The organism is Bittarella sp. HCP28S3_D9, from assembly GCF_052065655.1.
In the GTDB taxonomy this organism is placed as follows: Bacteria; Bacillota; Clostridia; order Oscillospirales; family Ruminococcaceae; genus Bittarella; species Bittarella massiliensis.
On sequence record NZ_JBQHTP010000010.1, the window covers coordinates 1 to 21337 of the forward strand.

Below are 21337 nucleotides of genomic sequence, written 5' to 3' on the forward strand. Positions count from 1 at the left end.
CCTCTGGGGGGCGGCGGGGATCCGGCCTCGGCGGGGGACTGCACGTACTCGCAGATGAGCTTGGGCGCCTCCTCCTCGCGGATGGAGAGGTGCCCGCCGATGACGACAATGGCGTTTTCCCGCAGCAGGGGCCTGTACTGCTGGAGGGTGGAGGGAAAGACCAGCATCTCCATGGTGCCGGTGCGGTCCTCCACGTCGGCAAACATCATGGTGGTCTGGCTCTTGGTGATTTTGGTGCGGGCGGCGGTGACCACCACCAAGAAGCGGACGTTGAGGCCGTCCTTGCTGTCGTCCAGTTGGAGCATGGAGGCGATCTGCGGGAACTTGCCCCGCTCGATGACCTCCCGGTACTCGTCCAGGGGGTGGGCGGACATGTAACAGCCGATGATCTCCTTTTCCATCTGCAGCTTTTCCCGCAGGGGGTAGTCCTCCACCGCGGGGAGGGTGAAGGGCTCCTCCTCCCCCTCCTCCCCGCCGCCGAAGAGGTTGAGCTGGCCCTCCACGTTGCGCCGGTCCCGCTCCTCGATGTAGTCGAAGAGGCCGTCGATGGCCTCCACCTGGGCGCGGCGGTTGGGGTTGAGCTTGTCCAGACAGCCGCAGCGCACCATGTTTTCAATGGCCTTTTTGTTCAGCTGCCGGGTCAAGATCTTCTTCATCCGGTCGACAAAATTGTAGAGGGAGGTGAAGGGCCCGCCCTTCTCCCGCTCCGCCACGATCTCTGCGATGACCCCCTCCCCCAACCCCTTGATGCCCAGGAGGCTGTACTGGATGGCGTCCCCCGACACGGTGAAGCGCTGGTAGCTCTCGTTGATGTAGGGCGGCAGCACCGGGATCTTCATCTGGTCGCACTCGGCAATGTACTCGGCCACCTTGTCGGTGTTGCCCAGCACGCTGGTGAGGAGGGCGGCCATGAACTCCTTGGGGTAGTGGCATTTTAAGTAGGCCGTCTGGTATGCCACATAGGCGTAGGCCGCCGCGTGGGACTTGTTGAAGGCGTAGGAGGCGAAGGAGGACATCTCGTCGAAGATGTCGTTGGCCGTCTTCTCGTCGATGCCGTTTTTGATGCAGCCCACGCACTGGCTGTCAGGGTCCTCGTCGCCGTAGAGGAAGCGCTGGCGCTCCCTCTGCATCACGTCGGCCTTCTTCTTGCTCATGGCCCGGCGCACCATGTCGGCCTGGCCGTAGGTGAATCCCGCCAGCTTGCGGCAGATCTGCATCACCTGTTCCTGGTAGACGATGCAGCCGTAGGTCACGTCGAGGATCTCCTCCAGCCAGGGGTGCTTGTAGGTGATGAAGGCGGCGTTTTTGCTGGCCTTTAAATAGCGGGGGATCGAGTCCATCGGCCCCGGGCGGTAGAGGGAGATGACGGCGATCAAGTCCTCGATGCGGGTGGGGCCCAGGTCGGTGAGCACCCGCTTCATCCCCTCCGATTCAAACTGGAACACCCCCCGGGCGTCGCCCGAAGCCAGCATCTCAAAGGTGGCCCGGTCCTGCTTGTCGATGGCCCCGATGTCAAAACCGGGCTCCCGGCGGCGAACCATCCGCTCGGCGTCGCTAATGACCGTCAGGGTGCGCAGGCCGAGAAAGTCCATCTTCAGGAGGCCCAGTTCCTCCAGGGTGGTCATGGTGAACTGGGTGACGATCTGCCCGTCGGTGCTCTGCAACGGCACGTACTCGTAGACCGGCAGCCGGCTGATGACCACCCCGGCGGCGTGGGTGGAGGCGTGGCGGGGCATCCCCTCCAGCTTCATGGCCATCTCCAGCACTTCGTGGGCGGTCTGGTCGCTGTCGTAGAGCTGCTTGAGGTCGGAGGAGATCTTCAGCGCCTCGGCGATGGTGATGTGCAGCTGCATGGGGATGAGCTTGGCGATCTGGTCGCAGGTGGAGTAGGCGATGCCCAGGGCCCGCCCCACGTCCCGCACGGCGGCCCGGGCCGCCATGGTGCCGAAGGTGATGATCTGGGCCACGTGGTCGGCGCCGTACTTTTCAATGACGTAGTCGATGACCAGCTGCCGCTTTTCATAGCAGAAGTCGATGTCGAAATCGGGCATCGAGACCCGCTCCGGGTTTAAAAACCGCTCGAAAATCAGGTTGTACTCGATGGGGTCGATCCCGGTGATGCCGATGCAGTAGGCCGCCAGGCTACCCGCGCCCGATCCGCGCCCCGGCCCCACTGGGATGTCGTGGCTCTTGGCGTAGTTGACAAAGTCCTGCACGATGAGGAAGTAGTCCACATACCCCATCTGGGTGATGACCCCCAGCTCGTAGGAGAGCCGGTCCTGGATCTCCTGCGGGCAGTCCTTCCCGTAGTGGTTCCAGAGCCCCTGCCAGCAGAGATCCTCGAAGTAGGACTGGTTGTCCCCGGTGGGCGAGGTGAAGTAGGGCAGCTTGGTGACCCCGAACTCAAAGTCCAGCTGGCACATGTCGGCAATTTTGCGGGTGTTGGCAATGGCCTCGGGCAGGTGGCCGAAAAGGGCCTCCATCTCCTCCCTGCCCTTGACGTAGAACTCCTCGGTGGAGAACTCGATGCCGGTGTCCTCGTCCACCGTCTTTCCCAGCTGGATGCAGGTGAGCAGGTGCTGCATCTTGCTGTCCTCCCGGCTCAGGTAGTGGCAGTCGTTGGTGCAGACCAATCCGATATCCAACTTTTTGGCCAGGGCCACCAGCTTGGGGTTGACCTCCGCCTGCAGATCCAGGCCGTGGTTTTGCAGCTCGATGTAGTAGCGGTCCTTGCCAAAGAGGTCGCGGTAGAAGCGGGCGGTCTCCTCCGCCCCCTTGTCGTCCCCCTGCAAGAGCAGGCTGGGCACCTCTCCAGCAATGCAGGCCGAGAGGGCGATGAGCCCCTCGCTGTGCTCCTGCAGCAGCTGGTGGTCGATGCGGGGCTTTTTGTAGAAGCCGTCGATAAAGGCCTGGCTGACCATGTAGATGAGGTTTTGGTAGCCGGTGTAATTTTCGCAGAGGAGGACCAGGTGGTGGTTTTGCGAGTCGAGCCCGTGCACCTTGTCGGTGCGGGCGCGGCTGGCCACATAGACCTCGCAGCCGATGATGGGCTTGACCCCTTTGGCCTTGGCGGCCTTATAGAAGTCGATGACCCCGTACATCACCCCGTGGTCGGTGATGGCCACCGCGTCCTGCCCCAGGGAGAGGACCTTGTCCATCAACTGGTTGATGCGGCAGGCCCCGTCGAGCAGGCTGTACTCGGTGTGCAGGTGCAGGTGGACAAAGCCGTTGTCATTGGCCATTGCTTCCTTCCTCCTCTCGCAATTTTTTTGCCAGCTCCCGAATTTTTGCCAGCCGCCGGTTGAGGCTGGAACGGCTGATCCCCGGCGGGCAGACCTCCATCAGCTGGTTGAGGGATGCCTCGGGGTTTTCCAGCCGCAGCCGGGCGGCCAACAGCAGGTCCTCCCCCAAAAAGTCCGCCCCCCTCTTCTCCAGTATGTATTCGATGTCCGCCGTCTGCCCGGCCGCGGCGGTGGCGGTCTTGTCGATGTTGGCGGTCTCGCAGTTGGTGAGGCGGTTGACCTGGTTGCGGATGTCCTTGTAGATCTTGACGTTCATCACTTCCAGCGACTTCATCGGCGCGCCGACGGCCACCAGCACCTCCTCGATCTCCTTGCTGTCCTTGAAGTAGAGGAGGTTGACGTTCCCCCGGCGGGAGACCTTGGGCTGCCAACCGATGCGGCGAAACTCCTCGGCCAGATCCCCCATCAGCCCCCGGCGGGAGGAGGTCAGTTCCAGGTGGTACTCCTTTTGGGGGTTGGTGACCCGCCCCATGCTCAAAAAGGCGCCCGCCAAAAAGTGGCGGCGGCACTCGGTGCAGACAAAGCACTGGCGCTGGATCCGCAGGCTCACCTCCTGCCCGGCATGGCCGTAAAAGAGGAGGATCTGCTGGATGTCGTCGGGGTCCACGATGCGAAAGGAGTAGAGGCTGTGCCCGGCGGCATTCTGCCGCTCGATGCTGTAGGTGCGCATCATCTCGCCGAAGATGCGGCGGGTCAGCCCCTTGGCGAACTGCACCACCGCCTTTTTCTCCGATACCAGCTCGATGGAGGCAGCGGAAAAAGACCTGCCGCCGAGCAGCAGGCCATACAGCATGGCCGCCGCACAGCAGCGGGTCTCCGGCACATTTTTCATGATCTCCGTCTTGACCGAGGTGGAAAATGACATGGCCTACCTGTCCTTTAAGATGTCCCGGTGGGTGACCTTGGCCTTGAGCCCCTGGTCGGCAAAATGGCGGTTGAGGGTCTCTGCAATGGCCACCGAGCGGTGCTTGCCGCCGGTGCAGCCGATGCCGATGACCAGTTGGCTCTTGCCCTCGTTTTTGTAGTAGGGGACCGAAAAATCCAGCAGGTCAAAGAGCTTTTGCACGTAGAGCCCCGTCTCCTTCTGCCCGAACACGTAGTCGTAGACCGGCTGATCCAGCCCGGTCTGGTGCTTGAGTTCAGGGATGTAAAAGGGGTTGGGCAGGAACCGCACGTCAAAGACCAAGTCGGCCTCCACCGGAATGCCGTACTTGAAGCCGAAGGAGAGGGTGTCGATTTGGAAGAAGGAGGAGGCGCTGTCGGCAAAGATGTCGATGATGCGCTGCTTGAGCTGGGTGATGGAGAGGAGGGTGGTGTCGATGACGTAGTTGGCCTGCTCCTTTACCGGCTTGAGGATCAGCCGGTCGGCGGCCACCGCCTTTTCCAGCGAACCGGCCACATCCAGCAGGGGGTGGCGGCGGCGGGTCTCCTTGTAGCGGCGCACCAGCACCTCGTCGGCGCAGTCCAAAAAGAGGATCTTCACGTCGACCCCGGTGGCCTTGATGCCCTCCACCTCTTCCAGCAGCTTGTAGAAGAAGTCGCCCGAGCGGGCGTCGGCCACCACCGCCACCTTGCGCAGCTTGCCGTCGGTCTGTGCACAGACCTCAAAGAAGCGGCCGATCAGGGCCGGCGGTATGTTGTCGATGCAGTAGTAGCCCATGTCCTCGATGACCCGCACCGCCTGGCTCTTCCCCGCCCCCGAAAGGCCGGTGATCACCAAAAGCTCCATCTTCGCGTCCATTTTTACATCCCCCTCGCCAACTGCCCGGACGGGCAGTTTGTCTTGTTTGGTCGGTGGGAGACAGCTCTCACTGCTCCCCTAAAAAGCGCACTTCCGGCTCCAGGGAGAAGCCGGTCTTTTCGCGCACGATCCGCTGTACCTCGGCAATCAGCCCCAGCACGTCGGCGCAGGTGGCGCCGTCGGCGTTGACCACGAAACCGCAGTGCTTCTCGCTCACCCGGGCCCCGCCCACCGAAAAGCCCCGCAGCCCGCACTCGTCGATGAGCTTGGACGCATAGCTGCCCTGGGGGCGTTTGAAGGTGCTGCCGGCGCTTGGCTGCTCCATGGGCTGCTTGGTGTAGCGGCGGCCCAGCAGGTCGTCCATCTTCTCCTTGATGGCCCCCTTCTCCCCCGCCCGCAGGGCGAGGGAGACCCGGGTGATGAGGCAGTTCCGGTCGGAGAAATAGCTGTGGCGGTAGGAAAAGCCGCACTCCTCCCGGGAGAAGGTTGTTTCCTCTCCCCCCTCCCAGAAGGTCACGGAGGAGAGGACGTCCTTCATCTCGCCGTCGTAGGCGCCGGCGTTCATGTAGGCCGCCCCGCCCACGCTGCCGGGGATCCCCCAGGCAAATTCCAGCCCGGAGAGACCGTGCTGGTAGGCGCTGTAGCAAAGCCTCGCCAAGGAGACCCCGGCGTCCACCTCCACCGCCTCGCCGTCAAAGGAGAGGTGTCCGTATTTGTTGGCGCTCTTGAGCACCACGCCGCGGTAGCCCCCGTCCCCCACCAGCAAGTTGGAACCCCGCCCCAGCGGGAACCAGGGCAACCCCTCCTTCTCCAACAGAGTGTAGAGCTCCCCCGCCGCCTGGGCGGTGTGGGGGACGACCATCCAGTCGGCCGTCCCCCCGATGCGAAAGGTGGTGTGGCGAGAAAGGGGTTCATCGCGCAAGATGTCGCAGTCCTTGGTCTTTGCCTCTTGAATAAAGCGGTCGTAGTTCAAAGCGTTCCTCCTGCCAGTGCAGTATTTCCGGTCACAGGGAGACCGGGACGCGCCGGTTGGCCAGGGCCTTTTCAAAGCGGCCCAGGTCGGCGTTGACGATCAGTTCTTCGGGAAAATCGGCGGCCGCGAGGATGTCGGTGGCCTTTTCAAATTCCCCCACCCGAAAGGGGGAGTGGGCGTCGGTGTTGACGATGACCTCCACCCGGTGCTCCTTGCAGAGTTTGGCGATGGTGAACATGTTTTCGGCCGCCCCCTCGCGGAAGGTCACCGACGAGGCGTTGAATTCGATGTACTTGCCGCTGTCCTTGAAGAGGGGCACCACCCGCTCGTAGTCAAAGCGGTAGCAGTTGGCCCCGGGGTGGCCGAAGACGTCCACATAGGGGTTTTTCAGCAAGTTGAGCACCGCCTCGGTGTTCTCCTCCACGCTGCCGGGGGCGATGACCTCGGGGTGCATCGAGCAGACCACCCACTCCATCTTCTGCAAAAAGTGTTCGTCCAGGTCCACCTTGCCGGTGCAGTCCATCAGGTTCAGCTCACACCCCCGCAGCACCCGCACCCCTTCGATGACCGGGGGGAGCTGGTGGAGGTTGCCAAAGTGCCAGAGGTCGGGCGAGTCGGGCATGGAGGGGGCGTGGTCGGTCATCCCTAAGACGGGAAGCCCCTTTTCGGCGGCGCCCCGGGCCATCTCGATGACGGTGCCGTAGGCGTGGGTGGAGGCGATGGTGTGGGTGTGGGTGTCTGCAATCAATCTCATGCTGTTTTTATCTCCTTCGGCGTTACACTATTCACTCTATGTGGCCGGGCGGCCGTTCATCCCCTAAAAGAGGTCGACGTCCTGCTCCTCGGCCTTTTTCACGTCCTCGATCATTCCCAGGTTGGTCAGCAGCTGGCGGGCAGCGTTGTAGCCCATCCTCTTCTGGCGGTTGTTCATGGCCGCCACCTCGATGATGATGGCCAGGTTCCGCCCGGGCTTCACCGGGATGGTGAGGGAGGGGATCTTGATCCCCAGGATTTCGGTGTGGGTGTTTTCCAGACCGATGCGGTCGTAGTTCTTGTCGGCCTCCCAGGGCTCCAGGTGGATGATCATGTCCACCTTCTCGCTCATCTTGACCGAGCCGATGCCGAAGATGCGGCGGACATTGACGATGCCGATGCCCCGCAGTTCGACAAAGTGGCGGATGTTGTCGGGCGAAGTGCCCACCAGGGTGGTGGTGGAGGTCTTGCGCAGCTCCACCGCGTCGTCGGCGATGAGCCGGTGGCCCCGCTTGACCAGCTCGATGGCGGTCTCGCTCTTGCCGACGCCGCTCTCCCCCAACAGCAAGATGCCCTCGCCGTAGACCTCGACGAGCACGCCGTGGCGGGTGATGCGGGGGGCCAGTTCGATGTTGAGCAGGGAGTTGAGCCCCGACATGAAGGTGGAGGTGGGCTCGCTGGTGCGCAGCAGGGGGACGCCGTTTTCCTCGGCGTAGCGGATGGCGGACTCGAAAATTTCCAGCCCGCGGGTGAAGATGACGGTGACCGGTTGGGTCTTGAAGAAGCGGCAGAGACTTGCGTCCCGCGCTTCGTCGTCGAGGTCCAGCAGGTAGGAGTACTCTAAATTGCCGATGAGCTGGATGCGGGAGCAATCAAAAAAATCGTGATGGCCCGCCAGGTAGAGGCCGGGGCGGTTCAGGTCGCCCACGGTGATGGCGATCTCGGCGGGGTCCTTGGGCATCACGATGGGTTCCAGGCCGAATTTGTGTACGATGGTGGCAAGACTTACGCTGAATTTTCCTTCCATATTTGCAGTCCCCCTTAATGTATCTTAAGTATATATGAAAAATGGCCGCCTTTCAACTGACATTTAGCCGGAAGCGTTTCTTTTAAAAAACGATTATGGTATACTGGGTGCAAGCAAGACCGGCCGGCCCTTCCCTCTGCAGACAGGGGCCTGCCAAACCAATACAGAGGAGTTCTTTGGATTATGAAAGTAGCGCTTTTCGTCGAGACCTATCTGCCGTACATCAACGGTGTGGTCACCCACGTCCACTCGCTGAAGACCGGTCTGGAGATGCTGGGCCACCAGGTGCTGGTGGTGACCGCCGACCCGGAGGTGAAGCGCCACACCCTGAAAGACGGGGTTCTCTACTGCCCCTGTAAAAAGCTCAAGCGGATCTACGGCTATGGCCTGGCCGCCCCCGTGAGCCGGGTGCGGGAAAAGCTCATCGACAACTTCGCCCCCGACATCGTCCACGTCCACCAGGAGTTTGGCATCGGCCTCTTCGGCTACCAGTACGCCAAGCGGCGCAAAGTCCCCATGGTCTACACCATGCACACCATGTACGACGACTACCTCTACTACGTGGTGCCCAAGCACCTGATCCCCGCCGCCAAACAGGTGGCCGGCCGCTACTCGCGGATGTTTGTCAAGGCCGCCGCCCAGGTGACCGGCCCCTCGAAAAAGGTCGAGAGCTATCTGCGCAGCCACGGCATCAAAAAGCCGGTCAACGTGGTGCCCAACCCGGTGGAGCTAGACACCTTCAACCTGGAGCACGCCGACATGGAGAAGGTCGCCGCCCTGCGGGAGCAGTTTGGCTACGCGGCCGACGACTTTGTCACCGTCTTCGTCGGCCGGGTCGGGAAGGAGAAAAACATCGACCAGCTGTTGGACTTCTGGGCCGCCTCCCAGTTGGCAAAGGAACCCCGCCTCAAGCTGATGGTCATCGGCGACGGGCCGGAGCGGGAAGCGTTGATTGCCAAAGCCGCGGCGCTGGGCCTCTCGCCCCAGGTGCAGTTTATCGGCAAGGTGATGCACGACCAGCTGCTGGAATACCTGGTGGCCTGCGACGCCTACGTCACCGCCTCCCTCTCGGACACCAACTCCATCTCTATGCTGGAGGGGATGGCGGTGGGCCTGCCGGTCTTTCACATCCACGACCCCCTGAACAAGGGCCAGGTGGTGGAGGGGGTCAACGGCTTCATCTACAACAGCGCCGACGAGCTGGCGGAAAAACTGCTGGCCTACCGGGATTTGGAGGACAAACAGCCCCTCAAGGAGTCGGTGGTGGAGTCGGTGCAGCACTCTGGCGCCAAGACCCTGGGCGAAAATCTCGAAAAGATCTATGTCAAGGCCCTGCGCTCTTGACTAACGCAAATTTTGTGATATACTATCGCATCGGGCGGAAGGGATACAGCTGTCCTCGAAATGTGGACATTTCCCCCTCCCTGCCCCTGTGTACGATACGGAAATGACTGCGGCCCGACCTGGGTCGCCGCCTGCACTTCAAATGGCGCGCCAAATCCCCCAGCCAAAGCGGGGGCGCGTCATTTTTTGTGGCGCAGAGAAGAAAACGGAGGGTACCACGGTGAAAAAACAACACTACGACATTGCCATTATCGGCGGCGGCATCGGCGGCATCATGGCCGCTTACCGGATCGCGGAGAACGCCCCGGAGAAATCGGTGGTGCTGGTGGAAAAGGGCCATGCCATCGTCAAGCGGGTCTGCCCCATCGTCGCCAAAAAGGTGCAAAAGTGCATCAAGTGCGAGTCCTGCGCCATCATGGAGGGGATGGCTGGCGCCGGCGCCTTTTCCGATGGCAAGTATGTCATCTCCACCGAGTACGGCGGCTGGCTGACCGACTTTTTGGCCCCCAGCACGGTCATCGACTACATCGAGCAGGCCGACAAGATCCTGGTCTCCTTCGGCGCCACCACCGAGCGGTTCATGCCCAACAACGACCTGAAAAAGCTCTGCCTGCAAAACGACCTGCACATGGCCCAGGCTCAGCTCAAACACCTGGGGACCGACGCCAACTTCGACACCATGCGCAAACTCATCGAGGAGATCAGCTCCAAGGTGGAGATCGTCACCGACACCAACGTGATTGACGTCAACCGCGAGAGCCACGAGATCTTCACCGAGGACCGCAGCGGCACCGCCTCCTTCAAGGCGGACGAGATCATCTTTGCCGTGGGCCGGGCCGGCAGCCGCTTCTTCTCCGAGTGGTGCGCTCAAAACCAGATCCCGCTGGAAAACAACCAGGTGGACGTGGGGGTGCGCGTCGAGCTGCCCTCCATGATTTGGGACGACTTCTCCAAAAAGATCTACGAGCCCAAAATCTGGTACCGCTCCAAAAAATACGGCGACGTGACGAGGATGTTCTGCTTTAACGAGCGGGGCCAGGTGGTGACCGAGAACACCGACGGGGTGCTCACCGTCAACGGCCACGCCTACCGGGATGAGGCCAAGAAGAGCCAGAACTCCAACTTTGCCCTCCTCTCCACCATCCGCTTCACCCAGCCCTTCAACCAACCCATCGAGTACGCCCGCCACGTGGCCCGGCTGGCCAACCTCATCAGCGGCGGCAGCGTGCTGGTACAGCGCCTGGGCGATTTGGAGAACGGCCGCCGCACCGACGAGGCCCGGCTGCGCCAGTCCACCACCCGCCCCACCCTGGACGCGGTGGCCGGCGATCTCTCCCTGTGCATGCCCAAGCGCCAGCTCGACAGCATCCTGGAGACCCTGCACGCCCTGGACGCCATTGCCCCCGGCACCGCCAACCACGACACCCTGCTCTACGGCATTGAATGCAAATACTACTCCGCCCGCCCGGCGGCCGACGACTTTGCCATCAGTGGCTGCAAGGGCATCTACGCCCTGGGCGACGGGGCCGGCTTTACCCGTTCCCTCTCCCAGGCGGCGGCCAACGGCCTTTACGTGGCCGACAAGCTGACCAAGAAATAGCCTTCTTTCCCCTTTGCGAAAGCGGCCAGACCGAGCGATTCGGCCTGGCCGCTTTTTGGCGTGCGCAGCAAAATGAAATGCCCGATCCGCCGGCAATTGCGCAAGCGATTGCTAACAATCTCTCAGAATCTGGCAATGGTCACAAAACTTCCTGAAAAGAGTCCCCATTTTTCTGCTGTACCGAAACCTGAAACACCTCGTCTTGCAGCAGGTCAACGGGGTTGCAGCGCCGATCCGCACAGAGCTTTTGATAACTTGCGACGGCCTCTGTCAGCTCTTTTTCAGTCACCTGCGGAGAAGTGCGAACAGACACCGTGACCACACTCTCCTCTCTCCCCTCCCCGGGCTGAATATAGGGGGCGGCACTGGCAATCAGCCCCCACTCGCTCTTGTAGCCGTCCAGCCGTCGATTGAGGAGGAGATAGCCCAAATACTCCTGGGCCCCCAGGGGATAGGAGCGCTCCTCCTCCGCGCGGAGGGCCCGCACTGCGCCCGCGCCCAGCGGCCCCGCTTCAATGATCGGCAGGGTGACCCTCGCGTCGGCCAGGTCGCGGATCTCGGCAAAGCCGAACTGGCCGTTTTCCTCCCGGGTGAGGCCCATCCACTCCTCGCTGTATTCGCCGGTGTAGGCGTAAATTTTGGCGCTCGGGCGGATGCGCAGCTGCTCGATGAAGAACTGCCGCAGCAGGGGCAGGTTGCCCCGATAGACCAGCTCGTCGGAGACAAAGACCTGGTCGGCGCTGTCCAAAAAGACCTCCCGCTGGGAGAGCTGGCGCTGCAAATCGCCCAGGTCCTCCCCCCGCAGGGCGAGGTACTGGTTCTCCTCCGGCTGCAGGATGCAGAGGACCGCCGTGTAGCCGCGCTCGTCCCCCTGCAGCGCCAGGGCGCGGACGATCTTGCGGCGGCTGATCTGCTGCCCGTCGGCACAGCCGGTGAGCAGCAACAGACAGCAGAGCAGAGCTGTCGCCACACTAGTGAACCGCTTCACCGCGGGCACCTCCTCTCGTCTTTCCCCCTCTGCCCACTGTCCGCTTGTAAAACACGTAGAGCAGGGGCAACAGCGCCAAGGTCAGGGGGGCAAAGCACCCCTTGACCAGAGCGGTGAGCCACTCGTACAGTCGGCTGCTGGCCCCCACCGCCGCCGAGAGGGCGGCCACCAGGGACAAAGCCGTCCAGACCCCGCTGTTGTAGCGGCGATCGGGCAGCACCCCCTGTAGGGCGGTGCAGAGGGCGAGCAGCAGGGCGGTCACCCGCACAAAGGAGATGAGCACCCAGATGACCAGGTAAAAGGAGTCCAGCCGCTGAACCACCGACAGGTCGGAGGAGACGGCCAGGGCGTAAAAGGGGTACTGCTGCATCTGGGCGTAGTTCCCCAGGGCCAGTTTCACCAGCAGGGAGAGCCCCACCGACCCGCCGGTGGCCAGCCAGAAGTAGCCCTGAAAGACCGAGGGGGTGCGCTGCGCCAGGTGCTTGACCAGGGTGAAGAGGAGCAGGAGCTCCACATTGGACTGCAAGACGGCGACAAAGGTCCCCCAGAGCCCGGTCCACCGCACCTGCGAATAGGCCCGCAGGGCCGACGGCGCCACGTTCCCCACCGTGCCGAAGAAGATGAGGGCGACGGAGAGGGCGGCGCAGACAAAAATCACCGAAGCGGTGCGGGCAAAGCTCTCGATCCCCACCACCACGCCGAAAATCAGCACCCCCAGAAAGGGGATCAAAAAGACCAGATAGCTGCTCTGGGGAAAGATCTCCCGGTTGAGAAAGCGGACGAATCCGCAGATGGAGTGGGCGGCGGACAGCCCCAAAAAAGCCGCCAGCAACCCGTTGTAGAGCCGCCCTAGGGGCCGGTTGTAAAAGAGCATGAAGTCACAGAGGTTCTTGCCGGTGCCGTCCTCCAGCGCGAAAAAGAGGACGCCGATCCCCCAGACGGCCAGGTTGCCCAAAACCAATCCGGCGATGCTGGAGCCAAACTCCACCTGTCCGGCAGAGGCGCGGGGGTAGTAGGTCAGGTAGCTGAAGAGGTTGGAGAGGACCAGCAGCAGGACAAACTGCTTGCGGCCGATATACTGTATCCCCTTATGCATCGCCGTGCCCCCCATCGCTCTGCACCGAGGAGCCGGGCAGGTCCTGCACGATGCCGCTGCGGCTTTTCTGCAGGGTGGGCCAGCTGGCCCGCACAAAGACGTCGCGAAACGCCGCCTTGCCAAAGGGGGAGATGGGGCTGGTGTAGGGGATGCCGAAAGTGTTGATGGAGCAGAGGTTGAGCAGCAGCGCCAACAGCCCCAGGGCGATGCCGTAGAGCCCCCAAAAGCCCCCCAGCAGGATAAAGGCGAACTTGAGGATGGTCACCGGCTCGTAGAGATTGGGCACCACAAAGGAGCTGACAGCCGTCAGGGCCACGATCAGCACCATGGGGGTGCCGATGAGGCCGGCCGAGACCGCGGCATCGCCGATGACCAGGGCCCCGACGATGCTGACTGCGTGCCCCACCGATTTGGGAAGCCGCAGCCCCGCCTCTCTCATGATTTCAAAGATGATGTGGATGATGAGGGCCTCCACCATCAGCGGGAAAGGCGTTCCCTGCTGCGCCTCGATGATCTTGACCAGCAGCTCCTTGTGCAGCAGCTCCGGGTGGTGGGTCACCACCGCCACATAGCCGCCGGGGAGGAGGAAACTGATTGTAAAGGCCAAGAACTTTAAGCAGCGGATAAAGGTCACGTAGTAGGGTCGCTGGGCGTAATCGTCCAGCGACTGAAAGTTTTCGCTGAAGAGATAGGGCGCCACCAGCACAAAGGGGGTGCCGTCGATGAGGATCCCCACCCGGCCCTCCATGATTTTGCCGCAGAGGGTGTCCGGGCGCTCGGTGTACCCCACCCCGGAGAAGAGGGAGGCGTTCTTCTTGTCCAAAAACGGGGTCACATAGCCGCTGTCCAGGATGGCCTCCAGGCAGATGGTGCCCAGCCGCTCCTTGATTTCCGCCAGCACCTTGGCGCTGACCTTGTCGGTCATGTAGACCAAAAAGACATCGGTCTTACTCTCGCTGCCCAGGTTCATGTATTCAAACTTCAGGTGGGGGCTCTTCATCCGCCGGCGGATCATGGTCAGGTTGATGCGGGCGGCCTCCACAAACCCCTCCCTGCTCCCCCGCATGTTCTGCTCGTTCCCCGGCTCGGAGATGGAGCGAAAGTTGAATCCCTGCACCCCCAAGGCCAGCCCCTTTTCGCAGCCGTCGATGAGCAGCACCGCAAAGCCGGACATGGCAAACTGCAACACCTCCTCCCTGGTGAGGACCACCTTCTGGTCGGCGGCCAGAAAATCGGTCCGCCCCAGGGTCAAAAAGAGCTCTTCCGGCTCTTGGATGCAGGCGTCCCGGTACTCGCGCAGGGGCTCGATGATCAGCTCCGCCAGGGTGCCGATGCCGATCATCCCCTCGCAGAAGACCAGCTCGCACCGGTGCCCCGCCAGATGGATGGATTTATTCAAAAAGTCGGAGCTGTTTTGCACCAGCGCCCGCAGGGCGACGATGTTCTCCGTCAAATCGGCGCACAGTCTCATTTCCATCACCTCTCTCTGGCCTATTCTGGCCTTTTTTCCACCGCTTCATACATAATAGAGGCGGCTGACACCATACTAGCGACAGGTGATGTTATGTTAGTTTTGATTGTGCGCACGACGATACTTTACGCCATCGTCGTCATAGCCCTGCGACTGATGGGAAAGCGACAGATCAGCGAGATGCAGCCCTCCGAACTGGTGACCACCATCCTCATCTCCAACATTGTCTCCCTCCCCATCGAAAACACCGATATCCCCATTTTGGCCGGCATCCTGCCCATCTTTTTGATCATCTGCTACGAGGTCTTCCTCTCCTTTTTCTCCCTCAAGAGCAACCGCTTCCGCAAGATGGTCACCGGCACCCCCATCGTGGTGGTGCGGGAGGGGAAGATCGTGCAAAACGAGCTGGAGAAACTGCGGATGACTGTAGAAGACCTGCTGGAAGAGCTGCGCCTCAAGGACATTTTCTCCCTGGAGGACGTCTACTATGCCATCGTCGAGACCAACGGCAAGCTCAGCGTGCTCCAGCGCTTCTCCGCCTCCACCGTACAGAATAAGGACATGCAGATCGCGGGCACCGACCCCACTCCACAGCTGGTGGTCATCAGCGACGGCAAATTGATGGAACAAGCCCTGCGCGACTGCGGGATCACCCGCCAATTCGTGGAGGACAAGCTGGCCGCCAGCCACTGCCGCATCCCCGACGTCTTTCTCATGACCTGCGACAGCTACCGCAACATTCGCATTGTAAAAAAAGAGGGGAACTGAGCCCCTTTCCAGCCATTTTTTCTGAAAAGGCATATCACTTTACAGCATAAAGGAGGCAGTTTTGTGAAGCGCGTCATCCTCGCACTGAGTATCTTCGCCCTTTCTGTGGCCCTGGCCGTGACCTCGACCCATATTCTCACCAACTGCTACAACGACATCAATGGCAGGCTCAACGAGGTCATCTTGCTGGCCACCGATGGCAGCGAACAGCTGCCCGAAGAAAACGAAAAGCTGATGCAGTCCTGGGAAGACAGCAAACAGCTCATCAACCTGTTCACCAACCGCAAAAACGTAGAGGACATCGGGGTGTCCATCTACAAGATGCAGGGCTATTTGGAGAAGGGGGACCTCTCCCTCTACCTGGGTGAGTGCTACGGTGTCCGCTCCAACTTGGAGCACATCCTCAAGGGCGACAATATCACCTGGGAGATTTTGACCTAGTCACCTGTGTTCACAGCACACAAAAACGACAATGGGGCGCTCGAGAATCTCGTTCTCGGGCGCCCCATTGTCGCCTTGACTGGCAAGGCTTTATTGCATGTGGGAAAATCGCTACTTTCCGTCCTTTTGCAGCAGCCGTTTGAGCTCGTCCATAAAGGAGTTGATGTCCTTGAACTCCCGGTAGACCGAGGCAAAGCGCACATAGGCCACCTCGTCGATCGCCTTGAGCTCCTCCATCACCTTTTCGCCAATTTCGGTGGAGGTGACCTCCCCCATCAGGGAGTTGAGAAAGGACGACTCGATGTCGGCCGCCAACTCCTCCAGCTGGCTCAAGGGGATGGGGCGCTTCTCGCAGGCCCGGATCAGCCCGCCCAGCAGTTTGTCCCGGTCGAACAGCTCCCTCGACTTGTCCTTTTTGATGACGATGAGGGGCAGGTTTTCAATCACCTCATAGGTGGTGAAGCGCCGCCCGCAGCTGAGACACTCCCGGCGACGGCGGATCTTCTCCCCCTCTTCAGTGGGGCGGGAATCGACGACTTTGCTCTCTGTATAGGAACAAAACGGACATTTCATATAGCTCTCTCCCTCTCTGCACCCGCCTTTACAGCAGGTCCTCCAAAACATATTGGAGCTGAAACGGCGCAACCCGGCAGTCCACCAGCAGCTGAAAGACGCTCTCAGCCCGCTGGGGCAGTGAAGTGAAATCGGCAATGCGGCGCGACTCCCCGCTCTTACAGGCGGTCACCTCAAACCCGTAGCCAAGGTAGTAGACTTCGTCCAGCTCTCGGTACTCCCCAATCAGGTCGTAGCGAACTCTCTCTTCAAAATCTTCTGTGTAGGCTGTCTTCACAATCATTTCGATTCCTCCATACATATAATATGAAAAATTATACGTTGGATTCCAACAAAAGACAACCAAAAACATTCGACAAATTTCTCGTTTGCTAAGCAAATGCTTATAAATTTACTGTTTTCACAGATTTGGCTCACATCTGAACAATTTGCCATTTTCCCTGCCCAGCAGAGAAAATCCTCGCAGCGGCCCCTCCGGCAGCGGTGCAATCGGCGGGCCCTCCTGTTGGGTGAAAAGGGACATTCCCCGCCTGCCGGCCTTTCTGTCGCCCCTCGCCGCAAGTGACAAGGGGCGGGGCCCATTGGCCGCCATCCCCAGAAGTCTGTCCTTTCTCTCCGCTCGCCGCCGGCGAGTGCGGGGAACTTTAGGAGCCAGCCTGAAAGGGTACAAAAAAGGGGGCTCCCCTTTTTTCAGGCGCTTTTTAGTATAGGGGATTTCTTGATAAATTGCAACTCTGTGCAGGTCAAAAAAATACCGCTGTCCCATCGGACAGCGGTATTTTTCAAACGCAGGGAACGGAGGCTCGAAGGGCCCTTACTTCTTCTTTTTGGTCTTGGAGGCCTTGGGAGCCTTGGCGGCTTCGGCCTTCTTTTTGGCCTTGTGCTCCTGCCAAACCACCCACAACGGGCCGCTGATGCAGAGGCTGGAGTAGACGCCGGAAATCATGCCCACGATCATGGGGAAAGCGAAGGTCAGGATGGAGGTGACGTTGAAAATCAGCGCCACGATGCAGACCACGCTCATGGCCATAACGGTGGTGATGGTGGTGTTCATGGTGCGCACAAAGCTCTGGTTGATGCTCAGGTTGACCCGTTCGGCCACCGGCATCGAGCGGTGCAGCTGGGTGTTCTCGCGGATGCGGTCGTAGATGACGATGGTGTCGTTGATCGAGTAGCCCAAGATAGTCAAAACGACGGCGATGAAGTTGTCGTTGAGGGGGATGCGGCAGAGGGTAAAGACCGCAAAGACCATGACCACGTCGTGGAGCAGGGCCACCACGGCCATAACGCCCGCCGACCAGCCGCCGATTTTGCGAAAGCGCAGGGCGATGAAGAGGATCATCAGCACGGCGGCAAAGACCACAGCGGCAATGCACTTGAGGAAGAATTCGCCCCCCATGGTGGGGTCGACGCTGTCGATCGACTCCTGGGTCAGCTCGTTGGCGGCAAACTTTTCATCGAGCATCGACTGGATCGAACTGACCTTATCGATGGAGATGGTGCCCGAATTGGGCAGGGAGATCACCACATTCTGTTTGCCGGTCGCGCTGTTTTGCGAGTACTGCAAGTTGAGGTGCTGGCCGTCCAGCGCCGCTTTCATCTCGCTTTCAAAGGAGGATTTGTCCAGCTCACCCTGATAGGAATAGGTGATGATAGCGCCGCCGGTGAACTGGATGTCCCGCTTGACGCCGAAGATCACCGAGACCAGAATGGTCACTGCCACAATGGCCAGAGAGATGGTGAAAAAGATTTTTCGCTTGCCGACGATATTCATGTTACTCTTCATCTTTTTTACCTCCGTACAGCCATTTGGAGCCAAAGCACTTGAACTTGGAGACGGACTTGAGCATCAGCCGTGAAGCGCCCATGCCCATGACAAAGTTCATGAGCACACCCACCAGCAGGGTGTAGCCGAAGGAGTAGATCGAACCGGTGATGGCCGAGGGGAAGAACTGGAAGATGGGTTTGAGCAGGGTGGCAAACATGCTTGCCGGCGGGCCGAAGGCCCCCATGAGGATGATGGCCACGATGATGACGGTGATGTTGCCGTCAAAGATGGCGGAGAAGGCGCGCTTGTAACCGGACTGGATGGCCGCATTCACCGATTTGCCGGAGCGCAATTCTTCCTTGATGCGCTCGGCGGTGATGACGTTGGCGTCCACCCCCATGCCGATGGCGAGGACGATGCCCGCGATGCCCGGCAGGGTGAGGGTAAAGCTGGGGAAGGGGGCAAAGTAGCCCGAGATGGCGGCGATGGCGCCGGCTGTCTGCCCCACCAGGGCAATGGAGGCGACAGCGCCCGGCAGCCGGTAGACGATGATCATGTACAGGCAGACCAGCAGCAGTGCGATCCCGCCGGCCAACACCATGGCGTCTTTGGCGTCCAGCCCCAGGGTTGGGTTGATGGTGTTGTAGTTGTCGGCCGTCAGGGCAAAGGGCAGGGCGCCGGCGTTGATCTTGTCGGCCAGCTCCTTGGCGCTCTCGGCGTCAAAGTTGCCGGAGATGGTGGCGATCCCGTCGGTGATGTGGTCCTTTACATTGGGGTAGCTGATCATCTGGTTGTCCAGCCAGATGGAGATGATCCCGTTGCTGGGGGCCAGCTTGGCGGTGGCCTCTGAGAACTTCTCCTTGCCCGAGTCGTTGAGCTCCAGCTGCACCACAAACTGGGCGCTGCTGCCGCTCTGGCCGCTGGTCTGGCCGGCCTTGGCGCTCTTGACGTCGCTGCCGGTCAGGATGATGTTGGTGGCCGTCGTCCCGGTCGGGGCGCCGGTGCTGTCGGTGCTGTTGCCCTCGCGGAAGGTCAGCTCGGCGGTCTCCCCCAACTCCTTGATGGCGTTTTCGGGGTTGAAGTCGCTCTCCCCCTCTTTCCAGGGGAAGCGGACGATGATGCGGTCGTTTTGGTAGTCGGTGTAGACCTCGCTGTCGGTGATATTCTGGGACACCAGGCGCTGTTTGATGACCGACTCGGCGGCGGACATCTCGTCGTCAGTCGCCTCCACATCGGCAGGCGGGGTAAAGGTCACGTCTACGCCGCCACGGATGTCGATGCCCCACCGGATGCTGTCAACGCCCTTGATGATGATGTTTTCCACATCGCCATACCGGGTGCTGATGCCCGCAATTGCGGTATAAGCCAGCAACACGATGAGTGCAAAGACAACGAAAAATGTGATTTTTCCTCTCTTTTTCACCGGTGAAACTCCTCCAGTTGCAATTTTGAGCGGTGCAGTTGAAAAGCGGCGGAACCGGTCTGCTCCAACCGGCGCTCCCCCGCTCACAAAAGGCACCGTACACATACCGTTCATTATAGGCAAAAAGAGGGGAAAAGTCAAATATTCGGGCGAGGGCGCGCCGAGTCAAGAGCCGATTTTTCCGACAAAGAAGCAGGGCCCCTTCTCCCCTTTCCGCGCCCTTGGGGCAACAGGCGGCCCTGTCCTTCCGGCAGGCGATCCGGGCGGCGGTTGGCAGCTGTCTCTGTTTGCCCTTCTCTCCTGTGGGTCCCGACCGGGCCCTCCCGCAAAAGCCGGCCCTCATCGGCCCTCTCTCCGCTGCCAAAAGCGCAGCGATCCCGGCCCCGACAGTTCTTTGACCGGCCTCTTGACAGCCGAACGGATGGAGCGTCCATCCCCGCCAAAAGACCCCTTTGGCCGCAATGGAGACGACCGGCCATCGCTCTGGAGACCAGAGAGCCCCTTCATTCTGCCCCCCCCTATCCTTGCGGTGTCCGCCGGGAGCATGCGGCGCGCGGTTGCGGCCCCTCTTTTGCCGCCCCCTGTACAAAAAAGGGCAGACGCCTTATCGGCGTCTGCCCTTGGGGAGAGGTGAGGTCACCTCTCCGCCCTCTTCTCTTTTCATGCGGCCTTTTGCTCCAGCCGCTTTTCCAGCGAGGCGATGCGGGTCGCCAGGCAGAGGATGGAGATGGCGCTCTCCAGCTCTTCCAGCGGCGGGTAGGTGGGGGCGATGCGGATGTTGGCGTCATCGGGGTCCTTGCCGTAGGGGTAGGTGGCGCCCACTGGGGTCAGTTTGACCCCCGCCTCCTGGCAGAGCTGCTCCACCCGTTTGGCACAGCCGGGCTCGGTGTAGAAACTGATGAAATAGCCCCCCAGAGGCTTGGTCCAGCGGGCGATCCCCAGGCCGCCCAGCTCCCGCTGCAACATCTGCTCCACCAGTTCAAACTTGGGCCGCAGGATGTCGGCGTGTTTCTTCATGTGCTCGGCTATCCCCTGGGCGGAGCCGAAGAAGCGGACGTGGCGCAGCTGGTTGATCTTGTCAAAGCCGATGGTCTGGGGGACCGTCAGTGCCTTGATGCGGGCCATGTTCGCCCTGGAGGCGGCGATCACCGCCACCCCGGCGCCGGGGAAGGAGATCTTCGAGGTGGAGGCAAAGACGATGGGCCGGTCGGGACAGCCCGCCTCTTCGCAGCAGCGCAGAATGTCCAGCACCCGGTCGCGCCGGTCGGGATAGAGGTCATGCACCATGTAGGCGTTGTCCCAGAAGATGGTGAAGTCCTTGGCGGCGGGCTTCATGGCGGCAAAGCGCCGCACCGTCTCATCGCTGAAGCTGGTGCCCTCGGGGTTTTGGTACTGGGGCACACACCAGACCCCTTTGATGAGAGGATCGGCCGCTGCCAGCGCCTCCAGCCGGTCCATATCCGGCCCCTGCGGGGTCATGGCCACCGGGATCATCTCGATGTCCAGCGCCTCGCAGATGCCGAAATGGCGGTCATACCCCGGCGCCGGGCAGAGGAATTTGACCTTCTTCTCCTTCCCCCAGGGGCGCTCGCTCCCCAGGGCGCCCTTGAGCAGGTACTTGGCGATCACGTCGTACATCAGGTTGAGGGAGGAGTTGCCGCCAATGAAGATCTGATCCTCCCCCACCCCCAGCAGTTCGCCGAAGAGGCGCTTGGCCTCGGGCAGGCCGTCAAAGAAACCGTAGTTGCGGCAGTCGCTGCCGTCTTCGCTGAAGTAGTCCCCCTCCCCCCGCAGGACGTCGTACATCTCCATCGAGAGGGCCAACTGCTCGCTGCAGGGCTTGCCCCGGGACATGTCCAGGGACAGCCCCTTTGCAGCTGCCTCCCGATATGCCGCCCGGAGGGAGGACAGCTCTGCCGCCGCCTCTCTCAGCCCCATTTCCCCGTATTTCTTTGCCATCTTTCCTGCCTCCCACAAACTCTCTCTAACAGAAAAAAGCTGCCCTGTATTGCAATTTCAAAAATGAAAAACTTGCAATTTGCAGGTGCTTTCTCAAACTTTTATCTTTG

Annotated in this window: 18 protein-coding genes; 4 read left to right on the top strand and 14 right to left on the bottom strand. The window is 60.9% G+C overall.

Going from position 1 to position 21337, the window contains the following annotated elements; translation table 11 throughout:
• The 6 genes from ACTNAU_RS06780 to hprK form a co-directional block, all read right to left on the bottom strand.
• Positions 1-3242: DNA polymerase III subunit alpha (locus ACTNAU_RS06780; RefSeq protein ID WP_441097951.1), on the bottom strand; the 3242-nt coding region annotated here is incomplete at its 3' end.
• Positions 3232-4167 (bottom strand): DNA-binding protein WhiA, encoded by a 936-nt coding sequence (whiA, locus tag ACTNAU_RS06785; RefSeq protein ID WP_441097952.1) that lies wholly within the window; start codon positions 4165-4167, stop codon positions 3232-3234. The genes ACTNAU_RS06780 and whiA, both read right to left, overlap by 11 nt.
• Before the next feature lie 3 nt (positions 4168-4170).
• Positions 4171-5031, bottom strand: coding sequence for an RNase adapter RapZ (gene rapZ / locus ACTNAU_RS06790; protein ID WP_185915327.1), 861 nt, complete (start codon positions 5029-5031; stop codon positions 4171-4173).
• 79 nt (positions 5032-5110) lie between these two features.
• Complete coding sequence (gene murB / locus ACTNAU_RS06795; protein WP_185915177.1) at positions 5111-6016, bottom strand: UDP-N-acetylmuramate dehydrogenase; 906 nt, start codon at positions 6014-6016, stop codon at positions 5111-5113.
• Positions 6017-6047: 31 nt separating this feature from the next.
• Complete coding sequence (locus tag ACTNAU_RS06800) at positions 6048-6770, bottom strand: phosphatase (protein ID WP_185915178.1); 723 nt, start codon at positions 6768-6770, stop codon at positions 6048-6050.
• A 63-nt stretch (positions 6771-6833) separates the two neighbouring features.
• Positions 6834-7796, bottom strand: coding sequence for an HPr(Ser) kinase/phosphatase (gene hprK / locus ACTNAU_RS06805; RefSeq protein WP_185915179.1), 963 nt, complete (start codon positions 7794-7796; stop codon positions 6834-6836).
• A 183-nt stretch (positions 7797-7979) separates the two neighbouring features.
• Here hprK and ACTNAU_RS06810 point away from each other — a divergent pair, with 183 nt between their 5' ends.
• Positions 7980-9140, top strand: a complete 1161-nt coding sequence (locus tag ACTNAU_RS06810) for a glycosyltransferase (RefSeq protein ID WP_185915180.1) — start codon at positions 7980-7982, stop codon at positions 9138-9140.
• 220 nt (positions 9141-9360) lie between these two features.
• Positions 9361-10740 carry an NAD(P)/FAD-dependent oxidoreductase gene (locus ACTNAU_RS06815; RefSeq protein ID WP_256135646.1) on the top strand — a complete coding sequence of 460 codons (1380 nt, stop codon included), beginning with the start codon at positions 9361-9363 and terminating at the stop codon, positions 10738-10740.
• Between the two features lie 139 nt (positions 10741-10879).
• Here the strand turns inward: ACTNAU_RS06815 and ACTNAU_RS06820 are convergent, their stop codons facing one another.
• The 3 genes from ACTNAU_RS06820 to ACTNAU_RS06830 are packed head-to-tail and all read right to left on the bottom strand — an operon-like array spanning position 10880 to position 14301.
• Positions 10880-11728, bottom strand: coding sequence for a hypothetical protein (locus ACTNAU_RS06820; RefSeq protein WP_441097953.1), 849 nt, complete (start codon positions 11726-11728; stop codon positions 10880-10882).
• Complete coding sequence (locus ACTNAU_RS06825) at positions 11712-12824, bottom strand: GerAB/ArcD/ProY family transporter (protein ID WP_441097954.1); 1113 nt, start codon at positions 12822-12824, stop codon at positions 11712-11714. The genes ACTNAU_RS06820 and ACTNAU_RS06825 overlap by 17 nt, the downstream gene beginning before the upstream one ends.
• Complete coding sequence (locus ACTNAU_RS06830) at positions 12817-14301, bottom strand: spore germination protein (RefSeq protein WP_441097955.1); 1485 nt, start codon at positions 14299-14301, stop codon at positions 12817-12819. The genes ACTNAU_RS06825 and ACTNAU_RS06830 overlap by 8 nt, the downstream gene beginning before the upstream one ends.
• A gap of 87 nt (positions 14302-14388) precedes the next feature.
• Between ACTNAU_RS06830 and ACTNAU_RS06835 the strand changes: the two genes are divergently transcribed.
• Both ACTNAU_RS06835 and ACTNAU_RS06840 read left to right on the top strand, forming a co-directional pair.
• Positions 14389-15063, top strand: coding sequence for a DUF421 domain-containing protein (locus ACTNAU_RS06835; protein ID WP_185915185.1), 675 nt, complete (start codon positions 14389-14391; stop codon positions 15061-15063).
• 63 nt (positions 15064-15126) lie between these two features.
• Complete coding sequence (locus tag ACTNAU_RS06840; RefSeq protein WP_216401223.1) at positions 15127-15504, top strand: DUF4363 family protein; 378 nt, start codon at positions 15127-15129, stop codon at positions 15502-15504.
• A gap of 111 nt (positions 15505-15615) precedes the next feature.
• On the opposite strand, the gene nrdR is transcribed toward ACTNAU_RS06840, so the two are convergent.
• The 5 genes from nrdR to ACTNAU_RS06865 all read right to left on the bottom strand — a co-directional run bounded on the left by nrdR (position 15616) and on the right by ACTNAU_RS06865 (position 21227).
• A complete protein-coding gene (gene nrdR, locus ACTNAU_RS06845) occupies positions 15616-16077 on the bottom strand; it encodes a transcriptional regulator NrdR (RefSeq protein ID WP_021659088.1) in 462 nt (153 codons plus the stop codon).
• 28 nt (positions 16078-16105) lie between these two features.
• Positions 16106-16360, bottom strand: a complete 255-nt coding sequence (locus ACTNAU_RS06850; protein ID WP_216401222.1) for a DUF6514 family protein — start codon at positions 16358-16360, stop codon at positions 16106-16108.
• Between the two features lie 531 nt (positions 16361-16891).
• Entirely contained in the window at positions 16892-17863 is a 972-nt protein-coding gene (gene secF, locus ACTNAU_RS06855) for a protein translocase subunit SecF (RefSeq protein WP_216401221.1), read from the bottom strand.
• Complete coding sequence (secD, locus tag ACTNAU_RS06860) at positions 17853-19268, bottom strand: protein translocase subunit SecD (RefSeq protein ID WP_185915189.1); 1416 nt, start codon at positions 19266-19268, stop codon at positions 17853-17855. Before secD ends, secF begins: the two co-directional genes overlap by 11 nt.
• A gap of 660 nt (positions 19269-19928) precedes the next feature.
• Positions 19929-21227, bottom strand: coding sequence for an aminotransferase class I/II-fold pyridoxal phosphate-dependent enzyme (locus ACTNAU_RS06865; RefSeq protein ID WP_441097956.1), 1299 nt, complete (start codon positions 21225-21227; stop codon positions 19929-19931).
• Positions 21228-21337 lie beyond the last annotated feature (110 nt).